The sequence below is a fragment of the Microbacterium sp. 3J1 genome, assembly GCF_001049495.1.
GTDB lineage: Bacteria > Actinomycetota > Actinomycetes > Actinomycetales > Microbacteriaceae > Microbacterium.
Window position 1 is genome coordinate 534,168 of record NZ_CDWI01000011.1, and the last position, 20,844, is coordinate 555,011.

Annotated in this window: 21 protein-coding genes; 12 read left to right on the forward strand and 9 right to left on the reverse strand. The window is 69.0% G+C overall.

Annotated elements, in window-relative coordinates; genetic code table 11:
* Position 1: 1 nt before the first annotated feature.
* From mtrB to raiA, 4 genes are all read left to right on the forward strand, one after another.
* The gene (gene mtrB, locus BN2660_RS11495; protein WP_091231895.1) at positions 2–1,681 is read left to right on the forward strand and encodes an MtrAB system histidine kinase MtrB; all 1,680 of its coding nucleotides are present in this window, start codon (positions 2–4) and stop codon (positions 1,679–1,681) included.
* Entirely contained in the window at positions 1,678–3,396 is a 1,719-nt protein-coding gene (locus BN2660_RS11500; protein ID WP_091231898.1) for an LpqB family beta-propeller domain-containing protein, read from the forward strand. Before mtrB ends, BN2660_RS11500 begins: the two co-directional genes overlap by 4 nt.
* A gap of 109 nt (positions 3,397–3,505) precedes the next feature.
* On the forward strand, positions 3,506–4,186 hold the full coding sequence (locus BN2660_RS11505) for a ComF family protein (RefSeq protein WP_091231901.1): 681 nt from the start codon (positions 3,506–3,508) through the stop codon (positions 4,184–4,186).
* Between the two features lie 94 nt (positions 4,187–4,280).
* Entirely contained in the window at positions 4,281–4,937 is a 657-nt protein-coding gene (gene raiA, locus BN2660_RS11510) for a ribosome hibernation-promoting factor, HPF/YfiA family (protein WP_091231905.1), read from the forward strand.
* 65 nt (positions 4,938–5,002) lie between these two features.
* Here raiA and BN2660_RS11515 read toward each other — a convergent pair whose 3' ends face one another.
* Positions 5,003–6,340, reverse strand: a complete 1,338-nt coding sequence (locus BN2660_RS11515) for a coiled-coil domain-containing protein (RefSeq protein ID WP_091231908.1) — start codon at positions 6,338–6,340, stop codon at positions 5,003–5,005.
* A gap of 63 nt (positions 6,341–6,403) precedes the next feature.
* Positions 6,404–7,006, reverse strand: coding sequence for a PadR family transcriptional regulator (locus BN2660_RS11520; RefSeq protein ID WP_091231911.1), 603 nt, complete (start codon positions 7,004–7,006; stop codon positions 6,404–6,406).
* 162 nt (positions 7,007–7,168) lie between these two features.
* On the opposite strand from BN2660_RS11520, the gene secA reads away from it, so the two are divergent.
* Positions 7,169–9,976: a preprotein translocase subunit SecA gene (gene secA / locus BN2660_RS11525; protein ID WP_091233614.1), complete on the forward strand. Its 2,808-nt coding sequence runs from the start codon at positions 7,169–7,171 to the stop codon at positions 9,974–9,976.
* Positions 9,977–10,043: 67 nt separating this feature from the next.
* Entirely contained in the window at positions 10,044–11,270 is a 1,227-nt protein-coding gene (locus tag BN2660_RS11530; protein WP_091231918.1) for a pyridoxal phosphate-dependent aminotransferase, read from the forward strand.
* Here the strand turns inward: BN2660_RS11530 and BN2660_RS11535 are convergent.
* Both BN2660_RS11535 and BN2660_RS11540 read right to left on the reverse strand, forming a co-directional pair.
* Positions 11,194–12,411, reverse strand: coding sequence for a CpaE/TadZ family protein (locus tag BN2660_RS11535; protein WP_141651284.1), 1,218 nt, complete (start codon positions 12,409–12,411; stop codon positions 11,194–11,196). The two genes, BN2660_RS11530 and BN2660_RS11535, sit on opposite strands and share 77 nt — an antisense overlap.
* A 17-nt stretch (positions 12,412–12,428) precedes the next feature.
* Complete coding sequence (locus BN2660_RS11540) at positions 12,429–13,049, reverse strand: SAF domain-containing protein (RefSeq protein ID WP_091231924.1); 621 nt, start codon at positions 13,047–13,049, stop codon at positions 12,429–12,431.
* A 97-nt stretch (positions 13,050–13,146) separates the two neighbouring features.
* Here BN2660_RS11540 and BN2660_RS11545 point away from each other — a divergent pair, with 97 nt between their 5' ends.
* Positions 13,147–13,425 carry a helix-turn-helix domain-containing protein gene (locus BN2660_RS11545; RefSeq protein WP_091231927.1) on the forward strand — a complete coding sequence of 93 codons (279 nt, stop codon included), beginning with the start codon at positions 13,147–13,149 and terminating at the stop codon, positions 13,423–13,425.
* Here BN2660_RS11545 and BN2660_RS11550 read toward each other — a convergent pair.
* Positions 13,413–14,024 carry a hypothetical protein gene (locus BN2660_RS11550; protein WP_091231932.1) on the reverse strand — a complete coding sequence of 204 codons (612 nt, stop codon included), beginning with the start codon at positions 14,022–14,024 and terminating at the stop codon, positions 13,413–13,415. The two genes, BN2660_RS11545 and BN2660_RS11550, sit on opposite strands and share 13 nt — an antisense overlap.
* Positions 14,025–14,151: 127 nt before the next feature.
* Between BN2660_RS11550 and BN2660_RS11555 the strand changes: the two genes are divergently transcribed.
* Both BN2660_RS11555 and BN2660_RS11560 read left to right on the forward strand, forming a co-directional pair.
* Complete coding sequence (locus tag BN2660_RS11555) at positions 14,152–14,538, forward strand: Rv3235 family protein (protein WP_091231935.1); 387 nt, start codon at positions 14,152–14,154, stop codon at positions 14,536–14,538.
* Positions 14,539–14,562: 24 nt separating this feature from the next.
* Complete coding sequence (locus tag BN2660_RS11560; RefSeq protein WP_091231938.1) at positions 14,563–16,047, forward strand: sensor histidine kinase; 1,485 nt, start codon at positions 14,563–14,565, stop codon at positions 16,045–16,047.
* 53 nt (positions 16,048–16,100) lie between these two features.
* Here BN2660_RS11560 and BN2660_RS11565 read toward each other — a convergent pair whose 3' ends face one another.
* Positions 16,101–16,349 (reverse strand): WhiB family transcriptional regulator, encoded by a 249-nt coding sequence (locus BN2660_RS11565; protein ID WP_017203224.1) that lies wholly within the window; start codon positions 16,347–16,349, stop codon positions 16,101–16,103.
* A gap of 232 nt (positions 16,350–16,581) precedes the next feature.
* On the opposite strand from BN2660_RS11565, the gene BN2660_RS11570 reads away from it, so the two are divergent.
* The gene (locus BN2660_RS11570) at positions 16,582–16,965 is read left to right on the forward strand and encodes a hypothetical protein (RefSeq protein ID WP_176697172.1); all 384 of its coding nucleotides are present in this window, start codon (positions 16,582–16,584) and stop codon (positions 16,963–16,965) included.
* A gap of 12 nt (positions 16,966–16,977) precedes the next feature.
* Here BN2660_RS11570 and bcp read toward each other — a convergent pair whose 3' ends face one another.
* Genes bcp through aroA form a run of 3 tightly spaced genes read right to left on the reverse strand, consistent with a single transcriptional unit; the run spans position 16,978 to position 19,853 of the window.
* Positions 16,978–17,451, reverse strand: coding sequence for a thioredoxin-dependent thiol peroxidase (gene bcp, locus BN2660_RS11575; RefSeq protein ID WP_091231945.1), 474 nt, complete (start codon positions 17,449–17,451; stop codon positions 16,978–16,980).
* A gap of 9 nt (positions 17,452–17,460) precedes the next feature.
* Positions 17,461–18,531: a ribosome small subunit-dependent GTPase A gene (gene rsgA, locus BN2660_RS11580; protein WP_091233619.1), complete on the reverse strand. Its 1,071-nt coding sequence runs from the start codon at positions 18,529–18,531 to the stop codon at positions 17,461–17,463.
* Positions 18,528–19,853, reverse strand: coding sequence for a 3-phosphoshikimate 1-carboxyvinyltransferase (gene aroA / locus BN2660_RS11585; RefSeq protein ID WP_091231948.1), 1,326 nt, complete (start codon positions 19,851–19,853; stop codon positions 18,528–18,530). Before aroA ends, rsgA begins: the two co-directional genes overlap by 4 nt.
* A gap of 127 nt (positions 19,854–19,980) precedes the next feature.
* On the opposite strand from aroA, the gene BN2660_RS11590 reads away from it, so the two are divergent.
* Together BN2660_RS11590 and BN2660_RS11595 are read left to right on the forward strand one after the other, a co-directional pair.
* A complete protein-coding gene (locus BN2660_RS11590; protein ID WP_255305137.1) occupies positions 19,981–20,586 on the forward strand; it encodes a sigma-70 family RNA polymerase sigma factor in 606 nt (201 codons plus the stop codon).
* Entirely contained in the window at positions 20,583–20,828 is a 246-nt protein-coding gene (locus BN2660_RS11595; RefSeq protein WP_042541911.1) for a zf-HC2 domain-containing protein, read from the forward strand. Before BN2660_RS11590 ends, BN2660_RS11595 begins: the two co-directional genes overlap by 4 nt.
* The last annotated feature ends 16 nt before the right edge of the window (positions 20,829–20,844 follow it).

Below are 20,844 nucleotides of genomic sequence, written 5' to 3' on the forward strand. Positions count from 1 at the left end.
CATGGCCGCGACGACAGCGACCACCACGGCGGTCGCTGTGATTCGCGACTGGCGAGGATGGCCGACGGTGCTCGGCGCGCTGTGGCGCCGGTCCCTGCGCTTCCGCACCCTCACGATCACACTCCTCCTCACCTCCACGGCGATCCTCATCACCTGCGTCACGATGGCGCTGGTGATCCAGAACGACCTCTTCGAGTCGCGCAAGAAGGAGGCGCTCGAAGATGCCGCGCGTGCAGTGAACCAGGCGCAGACGACGCTGGACGCCACCGCGCTCGGCGACGATGCAGGCGCACTCGTCGAGCTGTGGGACAGTGTCCAGGAGGACCTCGGCCGGAACTCCACCGCTGAGGGGCTCGCAGGCCGACGGATCAACGTCGGCCTGGACGCGGTGTCGCTCAACGGCTTCACAGCCGGCCTCAGCTTCAACTCCGTGAGCCCGAACCTCAGCAACCGCGTCGTGCAGTTCGACGACTGGCAGTCATGGCAGTCCGTGTCTCTGGATATCGGCGGGCGCTCGGTGCCCGGGATCATCGTCGGACAGCAGCTCCAGGTGCCGGAGGCGGGCCCCTTCGAGATCTACTTCGCCTATGACCTCGCCGACGCGGACAACACGCTCACCTTCGTTCAGCGCACACTGTGGATAGCCGGTATCGGGCTCGTGGCGATCGTGGCCGCGATCTCGTTCATCGTCCTCCGCACGGTGTCGACCCCGATCGTGGAGGCCGCGGAGACGAGCGCGCGCCTCGCCGCCGGAGATCTCGGCGTGCGCATCGACGTGCACGGCGAGGACGAGATCGCCACTCTCGGTCGCTCGTTCAATGCCATGGCCGACAGCATCGAGGCGCAGATCAAGGAGCTCGGCGAGCTCTCCCTCGTGCAGCAGCGCTTCGTCTCCGACGTCTCGCACGAACTGCGGACACCTTTGACGACGATCCGCCTCGCGGCCGACATGCTCAACGACCAGCGGACCGAGTTCGATCCGACCACCGCACGGACCACGGAGCTGCTGCACACCCAGGTGCAGCGCTTCGAGACATTGCTCTCCGATCTTCTGGAGATCAGCCGCTACGACGCGGGATCCGTCCAACTCGAGCTGGAGGCGACGAGCCTCGCTCACCTCGCCGAGGACATCATCGAGCAGATGAAGCCGCTCGCCGACGAACGAGGCACCGAGCTGCGACTCGTCGCGCCCGGAGGCTACTCTCCGGTGGACATGGACCCCCGGCGCGTCAGACGGGTTCTGCGCAACCTCATCGGCAACGCCATCGAGCACGGCGAGGGACGGCCCGTCGTCGTCACCGTGGACAGCAATCAGCACGCGGTCGCCGCCGGAGTGCGCGACTTCGGCCTGGGAATGGATCCGGCCGACGCCGAGCGCGTGTTCGATCGCTTCTGGCGGGCCGACCCCTCGCGACAGCGCACGATCGGTGGCACCGGACTCGGGCTCTCGATCGCTCTCGGCGATGCGACGCTGCACGGCGGCGTGCTCGCCGTGTGGTCGGAGCTGGGAGTCGGATCGAACTTCGTGCTGACGCTGCCGCGAGGAGGCGACGTGCTCGACGGGCCGTCACCGATCTCCACCGAGCCGCAGGAGCCGCTGTCAGAGCTCGGCGACGCGACGCAGCCGATCCAGCTCGCCGACCTGCCTGCCGAGCTCTTCGACCGAGGGAGCATCGAATGACGTCGCGTGGATCCCGCACTCTTCGGGCGCTGGCCGTCGCGCTCGGCGTCGTGCTGCTGTCGGCGTGCACGGGACTCCCGACCACGGGCGATGTGCAGCCGGGACTCGCACTCGGGGCCTCTCCGCAGGACCCGGACTTCCTCCCGCTGGCCTCGGGCCCGGTGGACGGGGCGGGACCGGCAGCGATCGTCGAAGGGTTCATGGAGGCTGCGATCACGCCCGCGGACAACTGGGACACCGCGCGCGGCTTCCTCACGCCCGAGCTCGCGACCACATGGCGGCCCAACACCGGGGTGTCGATCGACGCGAGTGCAGCCACACGATCCTTCTCGTCGACTCTCGGTGAGGGCGTCGAGGCGGAGGACGGCGACACCGCGGACGTCCGGGTGCGCTTCGACCAGGTGGCGAGCGTGGATGGCACCGGGGCGTACGCGGAGGAGCTCAGCGCGTCCAACTCCGCGTTCGTCGTGACCTTCCGTGACGGCCAATGGCGGATCTCCGAGGCGCCGGACGGAGTGGTGATCGACGAGTCACGGTTCTCGCGCGTGTACGACGACTACGCCCTGCAGTACTACGACCAGACGTGGGAGCGACTCGTGCCCGACGTCCGGTGGTACCCCCGGCGCGCGACGATCGCGACGACGATCACCCAGTCGCTGATCGGCGGGGCACCCAGCCCGTGGCTCGATCCGGCCGTGCAGAGCGCGTTCCCGCCGGGTGTGCAGCTGGCGAGGGATGCCGTGCCCATCGACGCCGATCAGGTGGCCGACGTGGCCCTCAGTCGGGCCGCTCTGGGCCTCGACCCCACCACGCTCGCGCGCATGCGCACCCAGCTGCAGGCGACCCTCGTCGAAGCGGGTCTGCAGATCAGCCAGGTGCGGTTCAGCGTCGACGGCCGCGCTCTGGACGCCGGGGTGGTCGAGCTCATCGACCAGCCGATGGATGCCGGGAGCCTCGTCCTGAAACAGGGGGAGTTCGGCACCGTGGTGGGCAGCGAGGTCACGCCCATCCCGGGGGTGACCGAGGAGATCCTCGCCCTCCCGCAGCAGATCCTCTCCATCGACGTGGCCGTGGACGACTCGCACGCGGCGGTGCAGCTCGCTGACGGGCATGTGTATCTCGTCGGCGACGGGCGACTCGACGAGCTCGATCCGCGCGCGGGGCTGGTGCGTCCGTCGATGGACCCGCTCGACTTCACCTGGTCCGTTCCCGGCGGCGCGCCGTCGGGGCTGCAGGCGATCGGCAGCGACGTCGTCGCGCATCCGGTCGCCGGCGCCTGGCCGGAGGCCTCACAGGTCTCCGCGATCCGGGTCTCGGCAGACGGTGCTCGCGTCGCCGCCGTCGTCGTGGTCGGAGGCGAACGCTGGCTCGTGATCTCTGCGGTGGTCCGCGATGACGCGGGGGTTCCGATGGAACTCGGCGAGACCGAGCGCCTGACCCAGCTCGACGGCCCGGTCACTGGCCTCGTCTGGCTCGGTGCCGACCGGCTGGGACTGCTCGCCGACGATGAGGGCCGGGTCGTGGTGACGCAGATCGTGGGCGGATCAGGCAGTTCCGAAGCCGCGCCGACGGGGGCGGTGTCGATCGCTGGTTCTCGCGCTGCGGCGGGGGTGCGCGTGCTCGGGGCCGAGGGCGCCGTGTTCGCACGCAGCGGCTCGGCGTGGAGCGAATCCACCGTCGGCGTGATCGTGCTGGCGACGAGGGCGGGCCGCTGACGCTGACCCGCTCTCCCCATGATGCGACGATCGGCTCGGCATCCACACGGGTGGGAGGATTCGCAGCGTTCCCGGCGCTGACGGATCCTCGGTCCGTCAGGATCGACGGATGCCCTCGTCCCGCCCGTTCCGCACCATCGGTGCTGAGCTCCTCTCGTTCCTGCTCGCCGCGGACTGCGCGGGGTGCGGGAGCCCCGAGACGCTGCTCTGCGACGACTGCCGCGAGGCGATTCGACCTCGGCCGGTAGACGTCCGCACGCCGGGCGGCCTCCCGGTGCGGGCCTCGCTGCCGTTCGAGTCGGTCGCGGCGCGCTGCATCCGCAGGCTCAAGGATGAGGGGGAGACCCTGCTCGCTCGGCCTCTGGGGGCGTCGCTGGGCGCCGTCCTCCGCGACACGGCTGGGACGGGAACGAAGGCGCTCGCGGTGCCGGTGCCCACGTCGCGATCGTCATTCCGTCGCCGTGGCTACCGGGTACCCGAGCTGCTCCTCCGCCATGCAGGAGCCGAGCCCACCCGGCTGCTCTCGACAGAGCGCGGGGGAGCCGACCAGCGCGAGCTCGGCGTCGCGCAGCGTGCGCGCAACGTTCACGGTCGCATGTGGTCCACGCGGCGCGGGCGGGGCAGGCCGGTGATACTCGTCGACGACATCGTCACCACCGGCGCCACCCTCGATGAGGCAGCCCGGGCGCTCGACGTCGCCGGGTTCCGCGTCGTGGCGGCGGTGGCGCTCGCCGCCACACCACGTCACAGCGAACGCACCGTGAACACATCGGAGACACGGAGTAAATGACCCGTGACTTCCGTCGGCATGCGGACTACGGTTGGGGGTCACAAGGCGACCACGGTCCGCCCTTGGCCGGGAGGACCGGGACAAGGAGGCAGCAATGGAAACGAGCATCGTCGGCGTCGGGGTGGGTATCACCGACCGCTTCCGAACCGTTGTCGAGGAGAAGATCGCCAGAGTCCAGACGCTCGCAGCGCGAGCGCAGAGACTGGATGTGAAGGTCACCCACCGGGTGTATCGAAACGGCCGAGTGCCGGACGAGACGGTCGAGCTGACGCTGGTCGGCAAGGGACCGGTCGTTCGAGCGGAGGCCACGGACGGCGACAAGTTCGTCGCGCTCGACTTCGCTGTGGACAAGATGTCGGAGCAGTTGCGTCGAGCCAAGGAGAAGCGCGTCGACGGTCGACAGCACCCTCGCGGCGCGCATTTCGAGAAGGGCAGCGGTGCCCTCGAGGGGATCGACGTGCAGCCGGCGTCCGCCGACGTGCTGCAGGCCGTCGCGACGGGCAGCATCCCTGTGCAGAAGAGTGATGACGAGGTCTACTCGCCCGTCGTCATCCGCACGAAGAGCTTCGACGCGGAGTGGATGACGGTCGAGGAGGCGGTCGACCGCATGGAGCTGGTCGGCCACGACTTCTTCCTGTTCGTCGACGTGCGCACGGATCACCCGAGCGTCGTCTACCGTCGCAAGGGCTGGGATTACGGCGTGATCGCCCTCAGCACCCAGGCGCCGCCCTCCGAGGCTCTCGCGTCCTGACGGCACACGCAGAGCGGCCCGGTCCTCCACAGGACCGGGCCGCTCTCACGTTCGGGGACGGTCGGTCAGTCGAACATGCCGTCGAGAAGGCTTCCGATGACGAGCCCGCCGAGGAGGCCGGATGCGATGTCGCCGCCACCGCCGCCGCGTCGACCGCCGCCCCAACCGCCGCCTCCGCCCCAGCCGTCGCCGCCCCAGCCCTGATCCTGCGGCCGGGCGGAGTCGATGTCCCGCTGCGCGAGCTGCAGCGCCTCGGAGGCGAGGTGCGCGACACGCCGGGCGCTCGCGAGCGCCTGCTCGCGAGTCTCCTCTGCGGGAAGCAGGTCGGACAGGTCCACCCGCAGGCGCTCGGCCTCAGCGAGTCGGGTGCGCGCATCCGCGCCGATCCATCCGCGGTGGCCGGCGATCAGGCCGCGTGCCACGCCGAGCTGGCGGTCGGCGTCGTCGATCGCGTGCTGGACCTGGGGGATGCTCGGCAGGGGGTGCTCCGCGCGGTGCCGTGCCGTCGCGATGGCGTCGTCGAGCGCCGTGTTCGCGTCGCGCAACTGGGACAGCTCGGCGAACGGGTCTCCCGGAGTGCCTGCGGGGGAGAGCGCGCTGAGGGCCGCCTGCAGGGCGCTCACCGCGGACGCCACAGCGGGGACCTGGGGTGCCGAGCGCGCCGCGATGAGGTCGTTGCGCGAGTCCGCCACGACCTCGGCCAGCGTGGACTCCGCTCGCAGCGCCTCGATCTCGAAGTCCTCGACGGCGTCGAGCAGCGCCGACGCGCGTCGGGTCGCCTCGGTCGCCGTCTCCAGGGCCAGGTTCGCCTCTTCGTTCTGCTTCGCCTCGCGACGGCGCTCCGAGACATCCGCGCCGTGCGTGGCGAAGGCGATCAGCTGCTCCGCCTCTGCGGCGCTCGCGGTGATCTGGTGCATCGCCGAGTCCGAGTACCGTGCGGACAGGCGAGCCACGGACTCATTGGTGTGCGGGATCCTGCCGCTCAGCGCAGCGGCGTCCGCGCGCACCTGAGCGATGATCTCCGGGGCGCGGCGCACTTTCGCGATCGATTCGGCCAGCGCCGAGGTCTTCTCGTCGAGCAGATCCTGTGCCCAGTCGCAGAGCTGGATGATGCGCGCGTTGCGGGTGCGCAGCTCCTCGGGCGTGTCCGGGATCTCATCGTGGTTGAGCTGGTGGAGTTGGAACGCTTCCCGCAGATGGGTGCGCACGGCGCTCAGGGCCTTACGAAGGTCGCCGGTGAGCGACTCCCCGAGTTCCGCCTCCGCGAAGACGAGTTCGTCGGAGGTCGAGCGGATGCGCTCGTCTGCGCCGACGAGAGCCTGCTCCGCACGTCGCGCCAGGTCGGCATCCTGTGCGGCCAGCTCTTCCTGTTCGCGCTTGCGTCTGCCCCATATTCCAGCCATAGGACTGATCCTAGTTTCCCTGACGAGAGCGCTGGCTGTGCATCCGCTTCAGGCGAACGGGAATCAGACGAGCGCAGCGCCGACCGCCCGGGAGGGGCGACCACGTTTCGGTCGATCGGGGTTCAGCTCCAGTGCCAGCGCGTGCGGGGGGTGGTCTGTGAGACGCTGCTCGACGTGGTCGAGCCAGCGCAGCTCCGCGTCCGCGGTGAACAGCATCGCGTCGAGGACGAGTTCGCGGGCGAGCCCCTGCGGAGTCCCGTCCTCGGGGGACTCGCGGAGGCGCCGCAGCGCGTCGCGATGACGGGACGATGTGATGCGCTGGACCGCGAGGACCCCGCTGACGTCGGCCCCGGGAAGAGTCGCCGCGACCGCGACCTTGATGGCGAGCTCGTCCCGTGTCGCCTGGCTGCGCTCCACGGCTGTCGCGAGCCATCGCTCGACCTCGCGGGTCCCCGCCTCGGTGATCTCCCAATAGACGTGGCCGCGCTCATCGGGCTCGCCGCGGAAGACCAACGCATCGCGCTCGAGCCGCTCGAGCGTGTTGTAGATCTGACCGACGTTGAGCGGCCACACCGAACCGGTGCGCCGATCGAACTCGTGCCGCAGCTGGTAGCCGTAGCAGGGGCCCTGCGCGAGTATCGCGAGCAGGCTCTGGCGCACCGACATGTCGACCTCCTGTGTCGAGGCCAAATATATACATACCGGGAAAGTATCGGCGGCGCGCCATGCAGGCGACGTGGAGGTCACGGGCCGATAACATGACAGGGTATGTCTGGTGCGCGCCCGATCGGCGGCGGTGCCGGAACCACCGACAGGGAGATGACATCTGTGGCGAATCCTCTTGAGAAGCTGCTGCGCGCCGGGGAGGGGCGGGTCATCCGCCGTCTGAACCAGGTGGTGAAGGCCGTCAACGCGCTGGAAGAGGACATCTCGAAGCTCACGGACGACGAGCTCCGCAACGAGACCGTGGAGCTCCGCGAGCGCTACGCCAAGGGCGAGACGCTCGACCAGCTCATGCCCGAGGCCTTCGCAGCGGTGCGGGAGGCGGCCAAGCGCACGCTCGGCATGCGTGCCTACGACGTCCAGATCATGGGCGGTGCGGCGCTGCACCTCGGGAACATCGCAGAGATGAAGACCGGTGAGGGCAAGACCCTCGTCGCCACGTTCCCCGCGTACCTCAACGCCATCGCGGGCGAGGGCGTGCATGTGATCACGGTCAACGACTTCCTCGCCAGCTACCAGGCGGAGCTGATGGGACGCGTGTACCGAGCCCTGGGGATGACCACGGGCATCATCGTGTCCGGTCAGACTCCGGCGGTGCGCCGCGAGCAGTACGCCGCGGACATCACCTACGGGACGAACAACGAGTTCGGCTTCGACTACCTCCGCGACAACATGGCGTGGCGCAAGGACGACCTCGTGCAGCGGTCGCACTTCTTCGCCGTGGTCGACGAGGTCGACTCGATCCTCATCGACGAGGCGCGTACGCCGCTCATCATCTCGGGACCGTCGTCGGGTGAGGCCAACCGCTGGTTCGCCGAGTTCGCGAAGATCGCTCGCACGCTGGAGCCCGGCGTGGACTACGAGGTCGACGAGAAGAAGCGCACCGTCGGCGTGCTCGAGCCCGGGATCGAGAAGGTCGAGGACTACCTCGGCATCGACAATCTCTACGAGTCGGCGAACACCCCGCTGATCTCGTTCCTGAACAACTCGATCAAGGCGCTGGCGCTGTTCAAGAAGGACACCGACTACGTCGTGATGAACGACGAGGTCATGATCGTCGACGAGCACACCGGACGCATCCTGGTCGGACGCCGGTACAACGAGGGAATCCACCAGGCGATCGAGGCGAAGGAAGGCGTGCCGGTCAAGGCCGAGAACCAGACCCTCGCGACCGTCACGCTGCAGAACTACTTCCGCCTGTACGACAAGCTCGCCGGCATGACGGGTACCGCCGAGACAGAGGCGGCCGAGTTCATGTCCACCTACAAGCTCGGCGTCATCCCGATCCCCACCAACCGGCCGATGATCCGCAAGGACCAGTCCGACCTCGTCTACAAGAACGAGACGGCCAAGTTCGCGCAGGTCGTCGAGGACATCGCGGAGCGGCACACCAAGGGCCAGCCCGTGCTCGTCGGAACGGTCAGCGTCGAGAAGAGCGAGTACCTGTCGCGACTCCTCGCGAAGAAGGGCGTCAAGCACGAGGTCCTCAACGCCAAGAACCACGCGCGTGAGGCCGAGATCGTGGCACGTGCCGGGCGCCTCGGCGCGGTGACCGTCGCCACGAACATGGCGGGGCGCGGAACCGACATCATGCTCGGCGGCAACGCGGAGTTCCTCGCGGTCCAGGAGCTCAAGGGCAAGGGCCTCGACCCCGTCGAGACTCCCGAGGAGTACGAGGTCGCGTGGGACGAGACCTACGAGTCCATGAAGGGCGTCGTCGCCGAAGAGGCGGAGAAGGTCATCGAAGCCGGAGGTCTGTACGTCCTCGGCACCGAGCGTCACGAGTCCCGACGCATCGACAACCAGCTGCGCGGTCGCTCCGGTCGTCAGGGCGACCCCGGAGAGAGCCGTTTCTACCTGAGCCTCACCGACGATCTGATGCGTCTGTTCCAGTCGGGCGCGGCCGAGGCGATCCTCTCGCGGACCAACTTCCCCGACGATGTCCCGATCGAGTCCGGTCTGGTGTCGCGAGCGATCCGCAGCGCGCAGTCCCAGGTCGAGTCCCGCAACGCGGAGATGCGCAAGAACGTCCTCAAGTACGACGACGTCCTGAACCGCCAGCGCGAGGCGATCTACGCGGACCGCCGTCACATCCTCCAGGGCGACGACATCGCGGATCGCGTGCAGCACTTCATCGAGGATGCCATCAGCGGCGTCGTCCGCGACCACACCGGTGAGGGCCACAACGAGAGCTGGGACTTCGACGCGCTCTGGACCGAGCTCAAGACCCTCTACCCGGTGAGCGTCACGATCGACGAGGTCGTGTCCGAAGCCGCGGGGCGCAAGGGCGGCATCACGGCAGACGGGCTCACCCGCGAGCTGCTCTCCGACGCCAAGATCGCCTACGAGGCGCGCGAGCAGTCGCTCGGCGAGGCGGCGACCCGTGAGCTCGAGCGGCGCGTGGTGCTGCAGGTGCTCGACCGCCGCTGGCGGGACCACCTGTACGAGATGGACTATCTCAAGGACGGCATCGGCCTGCGGGCGATGGCCCAGCGTGATCCGCTCATCGAGTACCAGCGCGAGGGCTACGCGATGTTCCAGTCGATGATGGGACAGATCAAGGAGGAGTCCGTCGGCTACCTCTACAACCTCGAGGTCGAGGTGCGCCGTGCCGGCGACTCCGAGGCCGCCGAGGTCGAGGCCAAGGGGCTGTCGGAGGGTGGAGACGAGCAGCGGCTCGAGTACTCCGCGGCCAACGACGCCGGCGAGGTCGAGGTCCGCAACGAGCGGGGGCAGGTGCAGCAGGCCGCCACGGACCGACTGCGTCAGGCCGCCGCGGCGCGTACTTCGCAGCCGGAGCAGGCCGAGCCGGAACAGGCGGCCCGCGGCGCGTTCGGGCAGCGGACGGATGCGGCGGCTCCCGCCGCAGGCAACCGCGAGCAGCGTCGCGCTCAGAGCAAGAAGAAGAAGTAGTCCGAGTCGAGAAGAGGGGCCGATCCGTCTGGATGGGTCCCTCTTCTCGTCGCTGTAGGCTTGCTCAATGACACCATCGCGCCACTTCGACCAGTCGTCGAAGCTCAAGAACGTCCTGTACGAGATCCGTGGGAACACGCTCGTCGAGGCGGCGCGACTCGAGGCGGAGGGCCACCGGATCCTCAAGCTCAACACGGGGAACCCGGCCATCTTCGGCTTCGAGGCGCCCCACCAGATCGTCCATGACATGCTTGCGGCGCTTCCCTCGGCGCATGGGTACAGCGACAGCAAGGGCATCGTCTCGGCCCGGCGTGCCGTCGTCAGCCGGTACGAGGAGATCGACGGCTTCCCTCGCTTCGATCCGGAGGACGTCTTCCTCGGCAACGGCGTCTCCGAACTCATCACGATGACGATGCAGGCGCTGCTCGACGAGGGTGACGAGGTTCTCATCCCCGCACCCGACTATCCGCTGTGGACCGCCATGACGAGCCTTGCGGGCGGCACGCCCGTGCACTACCTCTGCGACGAGGACGACGGCTGGCAGCCGGACCTCGAGGACATCCGCTCGAAGATCACACCGCAGACCAAGGCGATGGTGATCATCAACCCGAACAACCCCACGGGTGTCGTGTACTCCCGTGAGGTACTCGCGGGGATGGTCCAGATCGCCAGGGAGCACGAGCTGCTGCTGCTGTCGGACGAGATCTACGACCGCATCCTCTTCGACGACGCGGTGCACATCCCGACCGCGACGCTGGCCCCCGATCTCCTCTGCCTGACCTTCAACGGGCTGTCGAAGACCTACCGGGTCGCCGGCTACCGCTCGGGGTGGCTCGTGATCACCGGGCCGCAGTCGCACGCCAAGGGGTTCCTCGAAGGGATCAACCTGCTGGCGTCGACCCGTCTGTGCCCCAACGTCCCCGCGCAGCACGCCGTGCAGGCGGCCCTCAGCGGTGTGCAGTCGATCGATGCTCTGATCGCCTCGACCGGTCGGCTGCATGAGCAGCGAGACATCGCCTGGGAGGGGTTGGAGTCGATCCCCGGTGTCTCCTGCGTCAAGCCCCGCGGCGCGCTGTACGCGTTTCCGCGTCTGGATCCGGAGGTGCATGAGATCCGGGATGACGCCAAGCTCGTGTACGACCTCCTCGTCTCCGAGCACATCCTGCTCGTGCAGGGCACCGGGTTCAACTGGCCGGCGCCCGATCATCTCCGTCTCGTCACCCTCCCGGAGCCTCGCGTGCTCGCAGAAGCCGTCGAGCGCCTCGGGAACTTCCTCTCGAGCTATCGCCAGTAGCCGCCGGCGCTGACTCGGCCCGCATCGGGACCAGGGTTCGGACAGCGGCGACGAGGGACGACCTCGGCGTGACGTCCGCCATCGGGCGAGCGTGCAGCAGAGCGGCATCCGCCGCCCGCTGGTCGAAGGGTACGAACGTGATGTCGGTGATGCCGGCGAAGCGATCGAGCGTGCGACGGATCTGCCCGCGGGCATCGAGACCCAGAGGCCCTGGTCGCAGCCGGTTCACCACGACGCTGATCGGCGTGGAGGGGATCAGACGGCGCAGCTCGGCGTGATCGCGAATGAAGCGACTGATTCCCAGCGGGTCGGCCGACGCGACGGCGATGATCGCATCGGCCTCCTGCAGCGCCGCGACGGTGGCCGCGTGGCGTCGGGGTCCGGCGAGATCGTAGGTGGCTTCGTCGTCGGCATCGAAGTCGCTCGCGACGTCCACGACCGTCTCCTCGGTCCACGACCTGCAGGCCTGGAGCGCCGAGCGCAGACGCGCCGCGGAGAGCTCCGGCCAGCGCGACGGGCGATTGATGCCGCCGAGCACGTCGATCTCTCCGGCCGCCGTCTCGAGCGTCGCCGACAATCGCGACAGCTCGGCGGCATCGAGGGCGCCGAGCTCGGCACGGCGGCACGCACCGGCGATGCCCGGGGCCTCATCGCTGAGGCCCAGGAGGAGGGCGATCGAGGGAGCGACCGTGTCGGCGTCGACCAGGGCCGTGCGGCGCCCCGCCCTGCGAAGCTCGACCGCCAGCTGAATCGCGAGCGTGGTGCGTCCCGGAGCGCCGTGAGCACCCCACACCACGGTGACACGGTGCGGTCCGCCGGCATCTCGCAGGGTGGCCTGCGGGATGTCCGCCGACAGTGCCACGGCGACCTCCCATCCGCTGGCTCCATCGGGCAGCGCCGTCGGCAGGCCGTACCGTGCCAGGAGCCGTGCGTCGCCGTGGCCACCGACCGGGATGATCCTCACCCCCGCGCGGTCGCAGGCAGTGAGGAGGGCCGGGGTGAGCACCGCGCGTTCCGCTCTGACGACGAGTGCCTCCGTCCCTTCGGGGAGAGGCAGGATGCTGCCGGGGGCGACGACGGCGACGCGGATTCCCTCGATCTCCAGCTCCGCCGCGAGAGTCGATGCGCGAGGCTCAGCCATCGCGACCACGACGCTCGTCACGGGGCGGCCCCGATCGGGACGATCGACAGCAGCGAGCCGCCGGTGATCGCGGCGAGGACGTCGGCGACGTCGGCGCGCTCGACCACCAGCTCCACGGACGTTCCCCCGGCCGCGAGGACTCCCTCGGACGACGTCACCTCGGCGACGGTGACATCGGCGACGAGAAGTCTCGGAACGTCCGTCTCACCGCTCTCGTCGAGCGTCGGGGCGTGCCACAGCTCGACGACGGATCCGGTCTTCACCTGAGCGGGGATGCCGGTGCTGCTCTCGACCACGACGGTCGTGGTGCGGCTGGTCTCGGCGTCCGTCGTTCCCCTCGACGGGAGGAGCTCGCCTTCGGACACCGTTCGCGCCGCGACGAGCCCGGGAACGAGATCCTGCGGGGCGAGGTACGTGTCGACGATCGCGCCGAGGTTCACCTCCACGACCCGGAAGTCGTTCGAGACGAGCGCTTCGCCCTGGACGATGGTGCGGTTCGCCTGGAGCACGGGAGAGGTCGCGGATGCCGAGGAGACGACCAGCCACACCCCGCCGATGGAGAGAGCGACCATCACGATGCCGACCAGGAAACGTGCGTCGCCCCAGACGGCGCGACGACGACGGGTGGCCTTGTTCATGTCGCCATGCTCACAGATCCCGGCATCCAGGGGCCGAAGTTATCCACAGCGCTCTCGTGGGCTGGGCCTGCCGTCGCCTTCGCGACAGAATGGGAGTATGACCGACTCGCTCCCTGCTGCTCCGCGCTTTCTCGCGCCGGCACAGGTCGCCGAGCTGCTCTGCATCGATGTCGACGAGGTCATCGACCTCGTCTATCAGGGCCGTCTGCGCGGCTCGAAGCTCGGGTCGCCGTCGCGGTGGCGCGTCGAGGAGTCGAGCCTGGCGGAGTATCTCGCCGAGCAGTCGGAGGAAGCGCGTCGCATGGCTCTGTGGCGGCAGGCGAGCGAGGCGAGCTTCCCGGAGGTCTGGGGCACGTCGCGGGTTCACGGCATCTGATCTCCCAGCGCCTGCACCGAGACCAGTGCGGTGAAGGGGAGGATCCGGAATCCTCGCACCGCGCCCGCGAGTCTCGCCTCGCCCGGATCGTGCAGCGCGAGATCGAGATGATCGGCACCGGCGCGATCGATCGTGCCGTGCAGGTCAGGACCGTCGAGTCCGACTATCCTGACGGCCACTCGGCGGCGTGCCAGGTCGCGGAGGACGAATCCGAGGGTCATGCGCTCTCGGAGGTCGGCGCTCGACGCCTCGCCCTCCTCGAGACTCGCGAGGAGCAGGCCGTGGTCGGTGGTCAGGCCGCGAACGGCTGACAGCGGGAAGAGCCGAGTGGTGCGAGCCGTGGAGACGCCTTCGGCCTCGATCATCGCGGCCGCCATCCAATCCGCCCCGAGAGCGTGCAGCCGCGATCGAACCCGGCGCCCGCCCGGCAGATCGATCGTCGCCGGAGCCTGCATCACGCACAGAGCCCGCAGACGGCTCCGCAGGTCGAGCCTCGAGATGCGCAGTCGCTCCGACTCCGCGTCCAGCGCCGCGCGCTCGCCCTCCCATTCCGAGGCGAGCTGTCCTTCAAGGTCTTCGAACAGCCGATCCCAATGCACCGCCCCACCGTAGGCGAACCTCAGCCGACGATGTACGAGTTATCCACATTCCTCGCCGAACCCGCCGGGACGGCTGCGGAGTGCGTGCTCTACTGAGCCGAGTCTTCCCCGATCGAGAGTTCTGCAGATGACGCTTCATGAGTATTTCGCACCGCAGCCCACGCCGTCCGCCGAGCTGCCGGATCCGCAGCCGCTCCTTCGCAGCCTCACTCATGGTGTCCTCGAAGTGCTCGCCGGGGTCAGAGAAGTCGATCAGCTCGCCCGGTGGTTCAACGAGGACGCCTACCGCAATCTGGTGGCACGGGCGAACCTGTCGGCGAGGGCGCGCAGCGCGAGGGGGGTCTCGCCTGCGCGCCCGACATTCGAGGTCCGCTCCGTGCGGGTCACCGAGCCCGCCGACGGCAAGGTCGAGGCGGTGGTGGTCGTCGCAGGGCCGGGCCGCACACGCGCTGTGGCGATCCGCCTGGAGGGGTACGACCGCAGGTGGCGGGCCACGTCCCTGGCCGTGCTCTGATCTCGGGCGCTCTAGGCTGGTGGGGTGTCAACCCTCAGTGATCTCGCGCATGCCCAGGGCCGACTGGCCGACAATGATGTGGAGTGGCTGCATCGTCTCGCCGGCGACGGCCAGCTGCTCGCCGACCTCGCCTCGGCGGACATCGTGGTGTGGGTCCAGACCGAGGACGGTTCCTTCGTAGCCGTCGCTCACGCTCGCCCGAGTGGCGCGGCGACGCTGTTCTATCGCGACATCGTGGGGGAGCGGGTGCGTCCGCAATGGCGCACGCAGGTGCAGGGCGCCTTCGAGTCGGCGCAGATCGTGGACTCGTCCTCGCCGGACTGGTTCGAGGAGACCCCGACCAGGGTGCGGGCCGTTCCCATCGTCAGCGAGCGTCAGGGCGGTCAGCGCCCGGCATCCGTGATCGGCGTCGTCACCCGGCACACGAACCTCGGTGAGGCACGCACGCCGTCTCGCCAGCAGATCACCTTCGACGAGTGCGCCGACGACCTCTTCCGGATGATCGCCGACGGGAGCTTCCCCGACCCCGCCGCTCCGACCTCCCCGCGTCGCGGGGCGCCGCGCGCATCCGACGGGCTGATCCGGATCGACGTCGACGGGATCACGACCTTCGCCAGCCCCAACGCGCTGTCGGCATTCAACCGGATGGGCTTCGACGACGAGCTCGAGGGTGAGTCGCTCGCCGAGGTGACCACCCGGCTCGTGCCGCCGTCGCGTCAGGTCGACGAATCGCTGCCGGTCGTCGTGACGGGCCGGGCCCCGTGGCGCACCGACATCGAGGCTCGCGGGGTCACGGTGTCCCTCCGCGCGATTCCGCTGAAGGATCGGGGAACCCGCATCGGCGCCATCCTGCTCTGCCGGGACGTGTCGGAGCTCCGTCATCAGGAGCAGGAGCTCATCACGAAGGATGCGACGATCCGGGAGATCCATCACCGGGTCAAGAACAACCTGCAGACGGTGGCCTCCCTGCTGCGCATCCAGGCGCGTCGCACTCATTCGGACGAAGCACGGGATGCGCTCACCCAGGCCATGAGGCGCGTGGACTCCATCGCCGTCGTGCACGACACGCTGGCCCAGGGGCTCACTCAGAAGGTCGACTTCGACGAGGTCTTCCATCGAGTCCTCAAGCTCGTCGCCGAGGTCGCCTCGGCCCCCAACACCCGGGCGCGGACGCAGTCGACAGGACGCTTCGGCGTGCTCCCGAGCGAGTATGCGACCCCGCTGGCCCTCGCGCTCACGGAGGTCGTCACCAACGCGGTCGAGCACGGGCTCGCGGGTCAGGAGGGCATCGTCACGATCGACGCCGCCCGCACCGAGGAGAACCTGCGCGTCACGGTTCGCGACACCGGGCACGGACTGCCCGAGGGACGCATCGGTCAGGGGCTCGGGACGCAGATCATCCGCACCCTCATCCAGGGCGAGCTGGGTGGGTCGATCGAATGGCGGGGGAGCGAAGGCGAAGGCACGGAGGTCGTGATCGACATCCCTCTGCGATGGCTGACGGCGTGACGCCGACATGAGAGAAGGGCCCGAGACATCGTCTCGGGCCCTTCTCTCATACGTCAGGAAGCGCGGCGGGCGCGAGCGGCGCGACGCTTGAGAGCGCGACGCTCGTCTTCGGAGAGGCCGCCCCACACGCCCGAGTCCTGGCTGGTCTCCAGGGCGTACTGCAGGCAGATCTCCGTGACCGTGCAGGTGGCGCAGACGGTCTTCGCCTTCTCGATCTGATCGACGGCCGGGCCGGTGTTCCCGACCGGGAAGAACAGCTCGGGGTCGACAGTCAAGCAGGCGGCCTTGTCGCGCCAATCCATGGGGGCTCCTCGGTGTGGATGTTCGAGAGACGTCGCCGCGCGACGTCTCGATTTCGGGTGGCAGTTCGGGTTCAGCTACCCTGTTGAGATACGGACGGATGCCCGCATTTGTGATGCGGACACGAAGCCCGCCCCACGCCGCTGTGGGAGCACATGACGCTGTCCATTCTGTTACATGAATCCGGCGAAATCAAGGGTTTTTTCGCTTCTCATTCGATTCTCAGGAGACATCGTGCGCTCACCCGGTCTGGCTCTCGCGGCAGCAGGCGTCCTCGCCGCGGAAGGCATCGCCCTCGTGGTGTTCGCTCTCATCGAGATCGCCGGGCTCGGCGCGGGGAACGCGGCGTCGATGTCCACCGCCATCGCGCTCATCGTGCTCACACTGATCGGCGCGGTCGCGCTGATCGCCTTCGCGGTGGGCACGCGGTCGGGGCGTTCCTGGGCACGGTCGGGAGGTCTCGTGTTCCAGGTGCTCGGCGTCGCGCTCGCGATCGCATCCCTGACGGTCCAGCCGATCGTGTGGCTCTTCACCATCGCCGTGGGGCTTCCCGCGCTCCTCGGATTCGGACTCCTGATCGCGACCACCCGTGCGGAGAACCAGGCGGCCGCGGAGTAGGTCCGCCGTGACTCAGTCGTCGATGCCCAGGAGCTTCCGCAGACGTGCGACGTGCCCGGTGGCCTTGACGTTGTACTGGGCGAGGGCGATCGACCCGGCGGCATCGATCACGAAGGTCGAGCGGATGACGCCTTCGACGACCTTGCCGTAGTTCATCTTCTCTCCCCACACGCCGTAGGCCGTGTGCACCGCATGGTCGGGGTCGCTCAGGAGAGTGAAGGTGAGTCCGTCGCGATCACGGAACTCGGCGAGCTTCGCCGGCTCGTCACGAGAGACGCCGATGACGCGGTACCCGGCTCCCTGGAGTGAGGAGATGCTGTCGCGGAAGTCGCAGGCCTGCGTGGTGCATCCTGGCGTCATCGCGGCCGGGTAGAAATACAGCACGACCTTCTCACCCCGCAGGTCGGAGAGCCGGACGGTCTGGCCGTCCTGGTCGAGGAGTGAGAAGTCGGGGGCAGCGGTTCCGGGTTCCAGGCGCACAGTCACGCTCTCAGCCTAGCGTCCGGGGGTCTGCTCGGCCTTGTCTGCGAACGTCTGCAACAGCCGTTGCAGGGAGTCGAGACGGGCCAGCCCCGTCTCGGTGAGCTCACCCCGCTCGGCGGCCTCGATGAGCGCGCAGTCCGGCGCGTCGGGAAGGTGGGTGCATCCGCGAGGGCAGTCCTCGGCGATGGTCGCGAGTTCGGTGAAGGCGGCGAGGATGTTCTCGGGGTCGACGTGCCCGAGGCCGAACGAGCGCACACCCGGGGTGTCGATCACCCATCCGGTGCCCTCGGCACCCTCGTAGCGGAGGGAGACGGTCGACGACGACGTGTGCCGCCCGCGCCCGGTCACCTGGTTGACATGGCCGGTCGCCCGCAGGGCGCTGGGGACCAGGGCGTTGACCAGGGTCGACTTGCCGACGCCGGAGTGCCCGACGAACACGGTCGAATGGCCGACCAGCGCTGCGCCGATCTCGTCGACGGGCATCTCGTCGCGCGCGCTGGTGAAGACGCGCAGGTCCAGGCCGTCGAAGTGCGAGAGGAAGGAGGACGGGTCGGCGATGTCGGTCTTGGTCACGACGAGCAGCGGACGGATGCCGGCGTCGAGGGCGGCGACCAGGTAGCGATCGACGAGACGCGCGCGGGGCTCGGGGTCGGCCGCGGCGACGACCACGAGCATCTGATCGGCGTTGGCGACGATGACGCGCTCGACCTGATCGGTGTCGTCGGCACTGCGACGCAGCAGCGAGGTGCGCTCGACGATACCGACGATCCGGCCGAGGGTTCCGTCGTCGCCCGTGGTGTCCCCGACGACGCGCGCCTGATCGCCCGTGACGATCGGCGTGCGCCGGAGCTCACGCGCACGGGAGGCGGTGAGGGTGTGCTCGTCGTCCGTGCCCTCATCGAGGAGCACGGAGTAGCGCCCGCGGTCGACGCCGAGGACGCGCCCGATGCGAGCGTCGTCGTGAGCGGGCCGTCGCTTCGTGCGCGGGCGATTGGCCTTCGGGTTCGGACGGGTCCGGATGCTGCTCTCGTCGTAGTCCTCGAAGTCGCCCTCGAGGTCGTCCGGGTCGTCGAGCCAGCTCACGCGGCGGTGCCCCTCAGCATCCGCTCCCACAGCATGGTGAATTCGGGCAGCGTCTTCGCCGTCGTGCCGATGTCGTCGATCTCGACGCCCGGAACGCGGAGACCGATGAGGGCGCCCGTCGTCGCCATGCGGTGGTCGTGGTGGGCAGCCCACGCACCCCCGTGGAGATCGCGCGGGACGATGCGGAGGCCGTCCGAGAGTTCCTCGGCCTCTCCGCCGAGAGCGCGGATGTTGCCGATGAGGGCGGCGATGCGATCGGTCTCGTGCAGTCGGATGTGACCGATGCCGCGGATGGTGGTGGGCCCCGACGCGAACGCCGCGAGTCCGACGAGCGTCGGCGTGAGCTCGCTCGCCGCCGAGAGGTCGAGGTCGAGACCGCGGATCTCGGTGCCCGCCCTGACCGTGAGGACGCCGCTGTGCCTACCGACGTGCGCGCCCATCGCCTGGAGGATCTCGGGCAGGAGGGCGCCCGGCTGCGTCGAATGCACCGGCCATCCGGTGACCGAGACAGACCCACCGGTGACGAGCGCGGCGCCGAGGAAGGGCGCGGCGTTGGAGAGATCCGGCTCGATCGCGATCTCCTTGGCCCGGGGGACGCCCGCCTCGACGAGCCACTCGCCCGTCGCCGGGCGCTCGATGCGGATGCCGCGCCGGCTCAGCGCCTCGATCGTCATGTCGATATGCGGAAGGCTCGGCAGGTGCTCGCCGGTGTGGACGAGATGCAACCCGACGTCGAAGCGCGGAGCGGCGAGGAGCAGACCCGACACGAACTGGCTGGAGGCCGAGGCGTCGATCTCCACTCGCCCGCCGCGGATCCGGCCATGACCGCGGATCGTGAAAGGCAGCGCCCACGTGCCCTCGTCGTCGATGTCGACACCGAGGTCGCGCAGGGCTGTGATCAGCCCGCCCATGGGGCGGTGAAGCGCCGTCTCGTGCGCCGTCAGGTGGACGTCGTGCTGCGCGAGCCCGGCGAGGGGGGCGATGAAGCGCATGACGGTGCCCGCCTGACCGCAGTCGACCGTAGTGCCGCCGACGAGCCTCGCAGGGGTGACCACGAGGTCCGGCCCGAACTCGCCCGCTCCGTCGACCTCCTCGATCCCGACGCCGAGCGCGCGCAGCGCCTCGACCATCCGACGAGAGTCGTCCGAGTGCAGAGGGGACGTCAGCCGCCCGGGTCCATCGGCGATCGCGGCGATGATGAGCTCGCGATTCGTGAGCGATTTCGAGCCGGGGACGGTCACGGTGGCACGAACGGGATCGGCGATCGTGGGCGCCACGTAGGCGCCCTGGACAGGGGAGGGGGAATACCTGTTGGCGCTCATCGGTTCCCACCTTAGTAAACGCGAGTCGCAGGCCCATCGAATGGCGTGTGCTCGCCGAGAAGGAGACAGAATGCTCGCCACGATGGAACGCGGGTCGACGGACCTCAGCGGCCTAGACTGGCCGGTGATGGATGACACCGCAACCGCAGCCTCGGTCGACGACCCTCGGCGCGAATTCGAGGAACAGGCGATCCCGTTCATGGATCAGCTCTACGCCGCTGCCATGCGCATGACCAGGAACCCCGCGGACGCCGCCGACCTCGTCCAGGAGACGTTCGTCAAGGCGTACGGCTCGTGGTCGACGTTCACACAGGGCACGAACCTCAAGGCGTGGCTGTACCGCATCCTCACCAACACGTACATCAACATCTATCGCAAGAAGCAGCGCGAGCCCTTCCAGGGCACGATCGACGAGCTCGAGGACTGGCAGCTCGGCGGGGCCGAGTCGACCACCGCCTCGCACAGCCGTTCCGCCGAGGCGGAGGCGATCGACCACATGCCGGCATCCGTCGTCAAGGACGCGCTGCAGGCCGTGCCCGAGGACTTCCGGTTGGCGGTGTACCTCGCCGACGTCGAGGGCTTCGCGTACCAGGAGATCGCGGACATCATGAAGACGCCCATCGGCACCGTGATGAGCCGACTGCACCGAGGCAGGCGGATGTTGCGGGAGCTGCTGGCTGATTACGCCGCGGAGCGGGGATTCTCCGCGGCCGAACCGAGGAGCAAGAAATGACCGACTGCGGCTGCGACAAAGCCCGGAAAGACCTGGAGGAGTACCTCCGCAACGAAGTGTGCAACACCGAGCACACCGAGATCCGCGAGCACCTGGAGAACTGCCCCTCGTGCCGCGACGAAGCACTCGTCGCCACCACGCTGACCGAGGTCGTGGCGCGCGCGTGCAAGGAGACCGCTCCCGAGGAGCTGCGGGACCAGGTCTTCGCGCGCCTGCGCGAGGTGCAGGCCGCGCAGCACTGACCTGCGCCCACCCGAC

What these genes read in the sequence shown, in the direction of transcription:
- BN2660_RS11500 (WP_091231898.1), top strand. Translation starts at nt 1,678, where the DNA reads ATGACGTCGCGTGGATCCCGCACTCTTCGGGCGCTGGCCGTCGCGCTC.
- BN2660_RS11535 (WP_141651284.1), bottom strand. Translation starts at nt 12,411, where the DNA reads ATGGCTGAGCCTCGCGCATCGACTCTCGCGGCGGAGCTGGAGATCGAG.
- BN2660_RS11545 (WP_091231927.1), top strand. Translation starts at nt 13,147, where the DNA reads ATGACCGACTCGCTCCCTGCTGCTCCGCGCTTTCTCGCGCCGGCACAG.
- BN2660_RS11590 (WP_255305137.1), top strand. Translation starts at nt 19,981, where the DNA reads ATGGATGACACCGCAACCGCAGCCTCGGTCGACGACCCTCGGCGCGAA.
- BN2660_RS11565 (WP_017203224.1), bottom strand. Translation starts at nt 16,349, where the DNA reads ATGGATTGGCGCGACAAGGCCGCCTGCTTGACTGTCGACCCCGAGCTG.
- BN2660_RS11520 (WP_091231911.1), bottom strand. Translation starts at nt 7,006, where the DNA reads ATGTCGGTGCGCCAGAGCCTGCTCGCGATACTCGCGCAGGGCCCCTGC.
- aroA (WP_091231948.1), bottom strand. Translation starts at nt 19,853, where the DNA reads ATGAGCGCCAACAGGTATTCCCCCTCCCCTGTCCAGGGCGCCTACGTG.
- BN2660_RS11505 (WP_091231901.1), top strand. Translation starts at nt 3,506, where the DNA reads ATGCCCTCGTCCCGCCCGTTCCGCACCATCGGTGCTGAGCTCCTCTCG.
- BN2660_RS11530 (WP_091231918.1), top strand. Translation starts at nt 10,044, where the DNA reads ATGACACCATCGCGCCACTTCGACCAGTCGTCGAAGCTCAAGAACGTC.
- BN2660_RS11595 (WP_042541911.1), top strand. Translation starts at nt 20,583, where the DNA reads ATGACCGACTGCGGCTGCGACAAAGCCCGGAAAGACCTGGAGGAGTAC.
- BN2660_RS11540 (WP_091231924.1), bottom strand. Translation starts at nt 13,049, where the DNA reads ATGAACAAGGCCACCCGTCGTCGTCGCGCCGTCTGGGGCGACGCACGT.
- mtrB (WP_091231895.1), top strand. Translation starts at nt 2, where the DNA reads ATGGCCGCGACGACAGCGACCACCACGGCGGTCGCTGTGATTCGCGAC.
- raiA (WP_091231905.1), top strand. Translation starts at nt 4,281, where the DNA reads ATGGAAACGAGCATCGTCGGCGTCGGGGTGGGTATCACCGACCGCTTC.
- BN2660_RS11555 (WP_091231935.1), top strand. Translation starts at nt 14,152, where the DNA reads ATGACGCTTCATGAGTATTTCGCACCGCAGCCCACGCCGTCCGCCGAG.
- BN2660_RS11515 (WP_091231908.1), bottom strand. Translation starts at nt 6,340, where the DNA reads ATGGCTGGAATATGGGGCAGACGCAAGCGCGAACAGGAAGAGCTGGCC.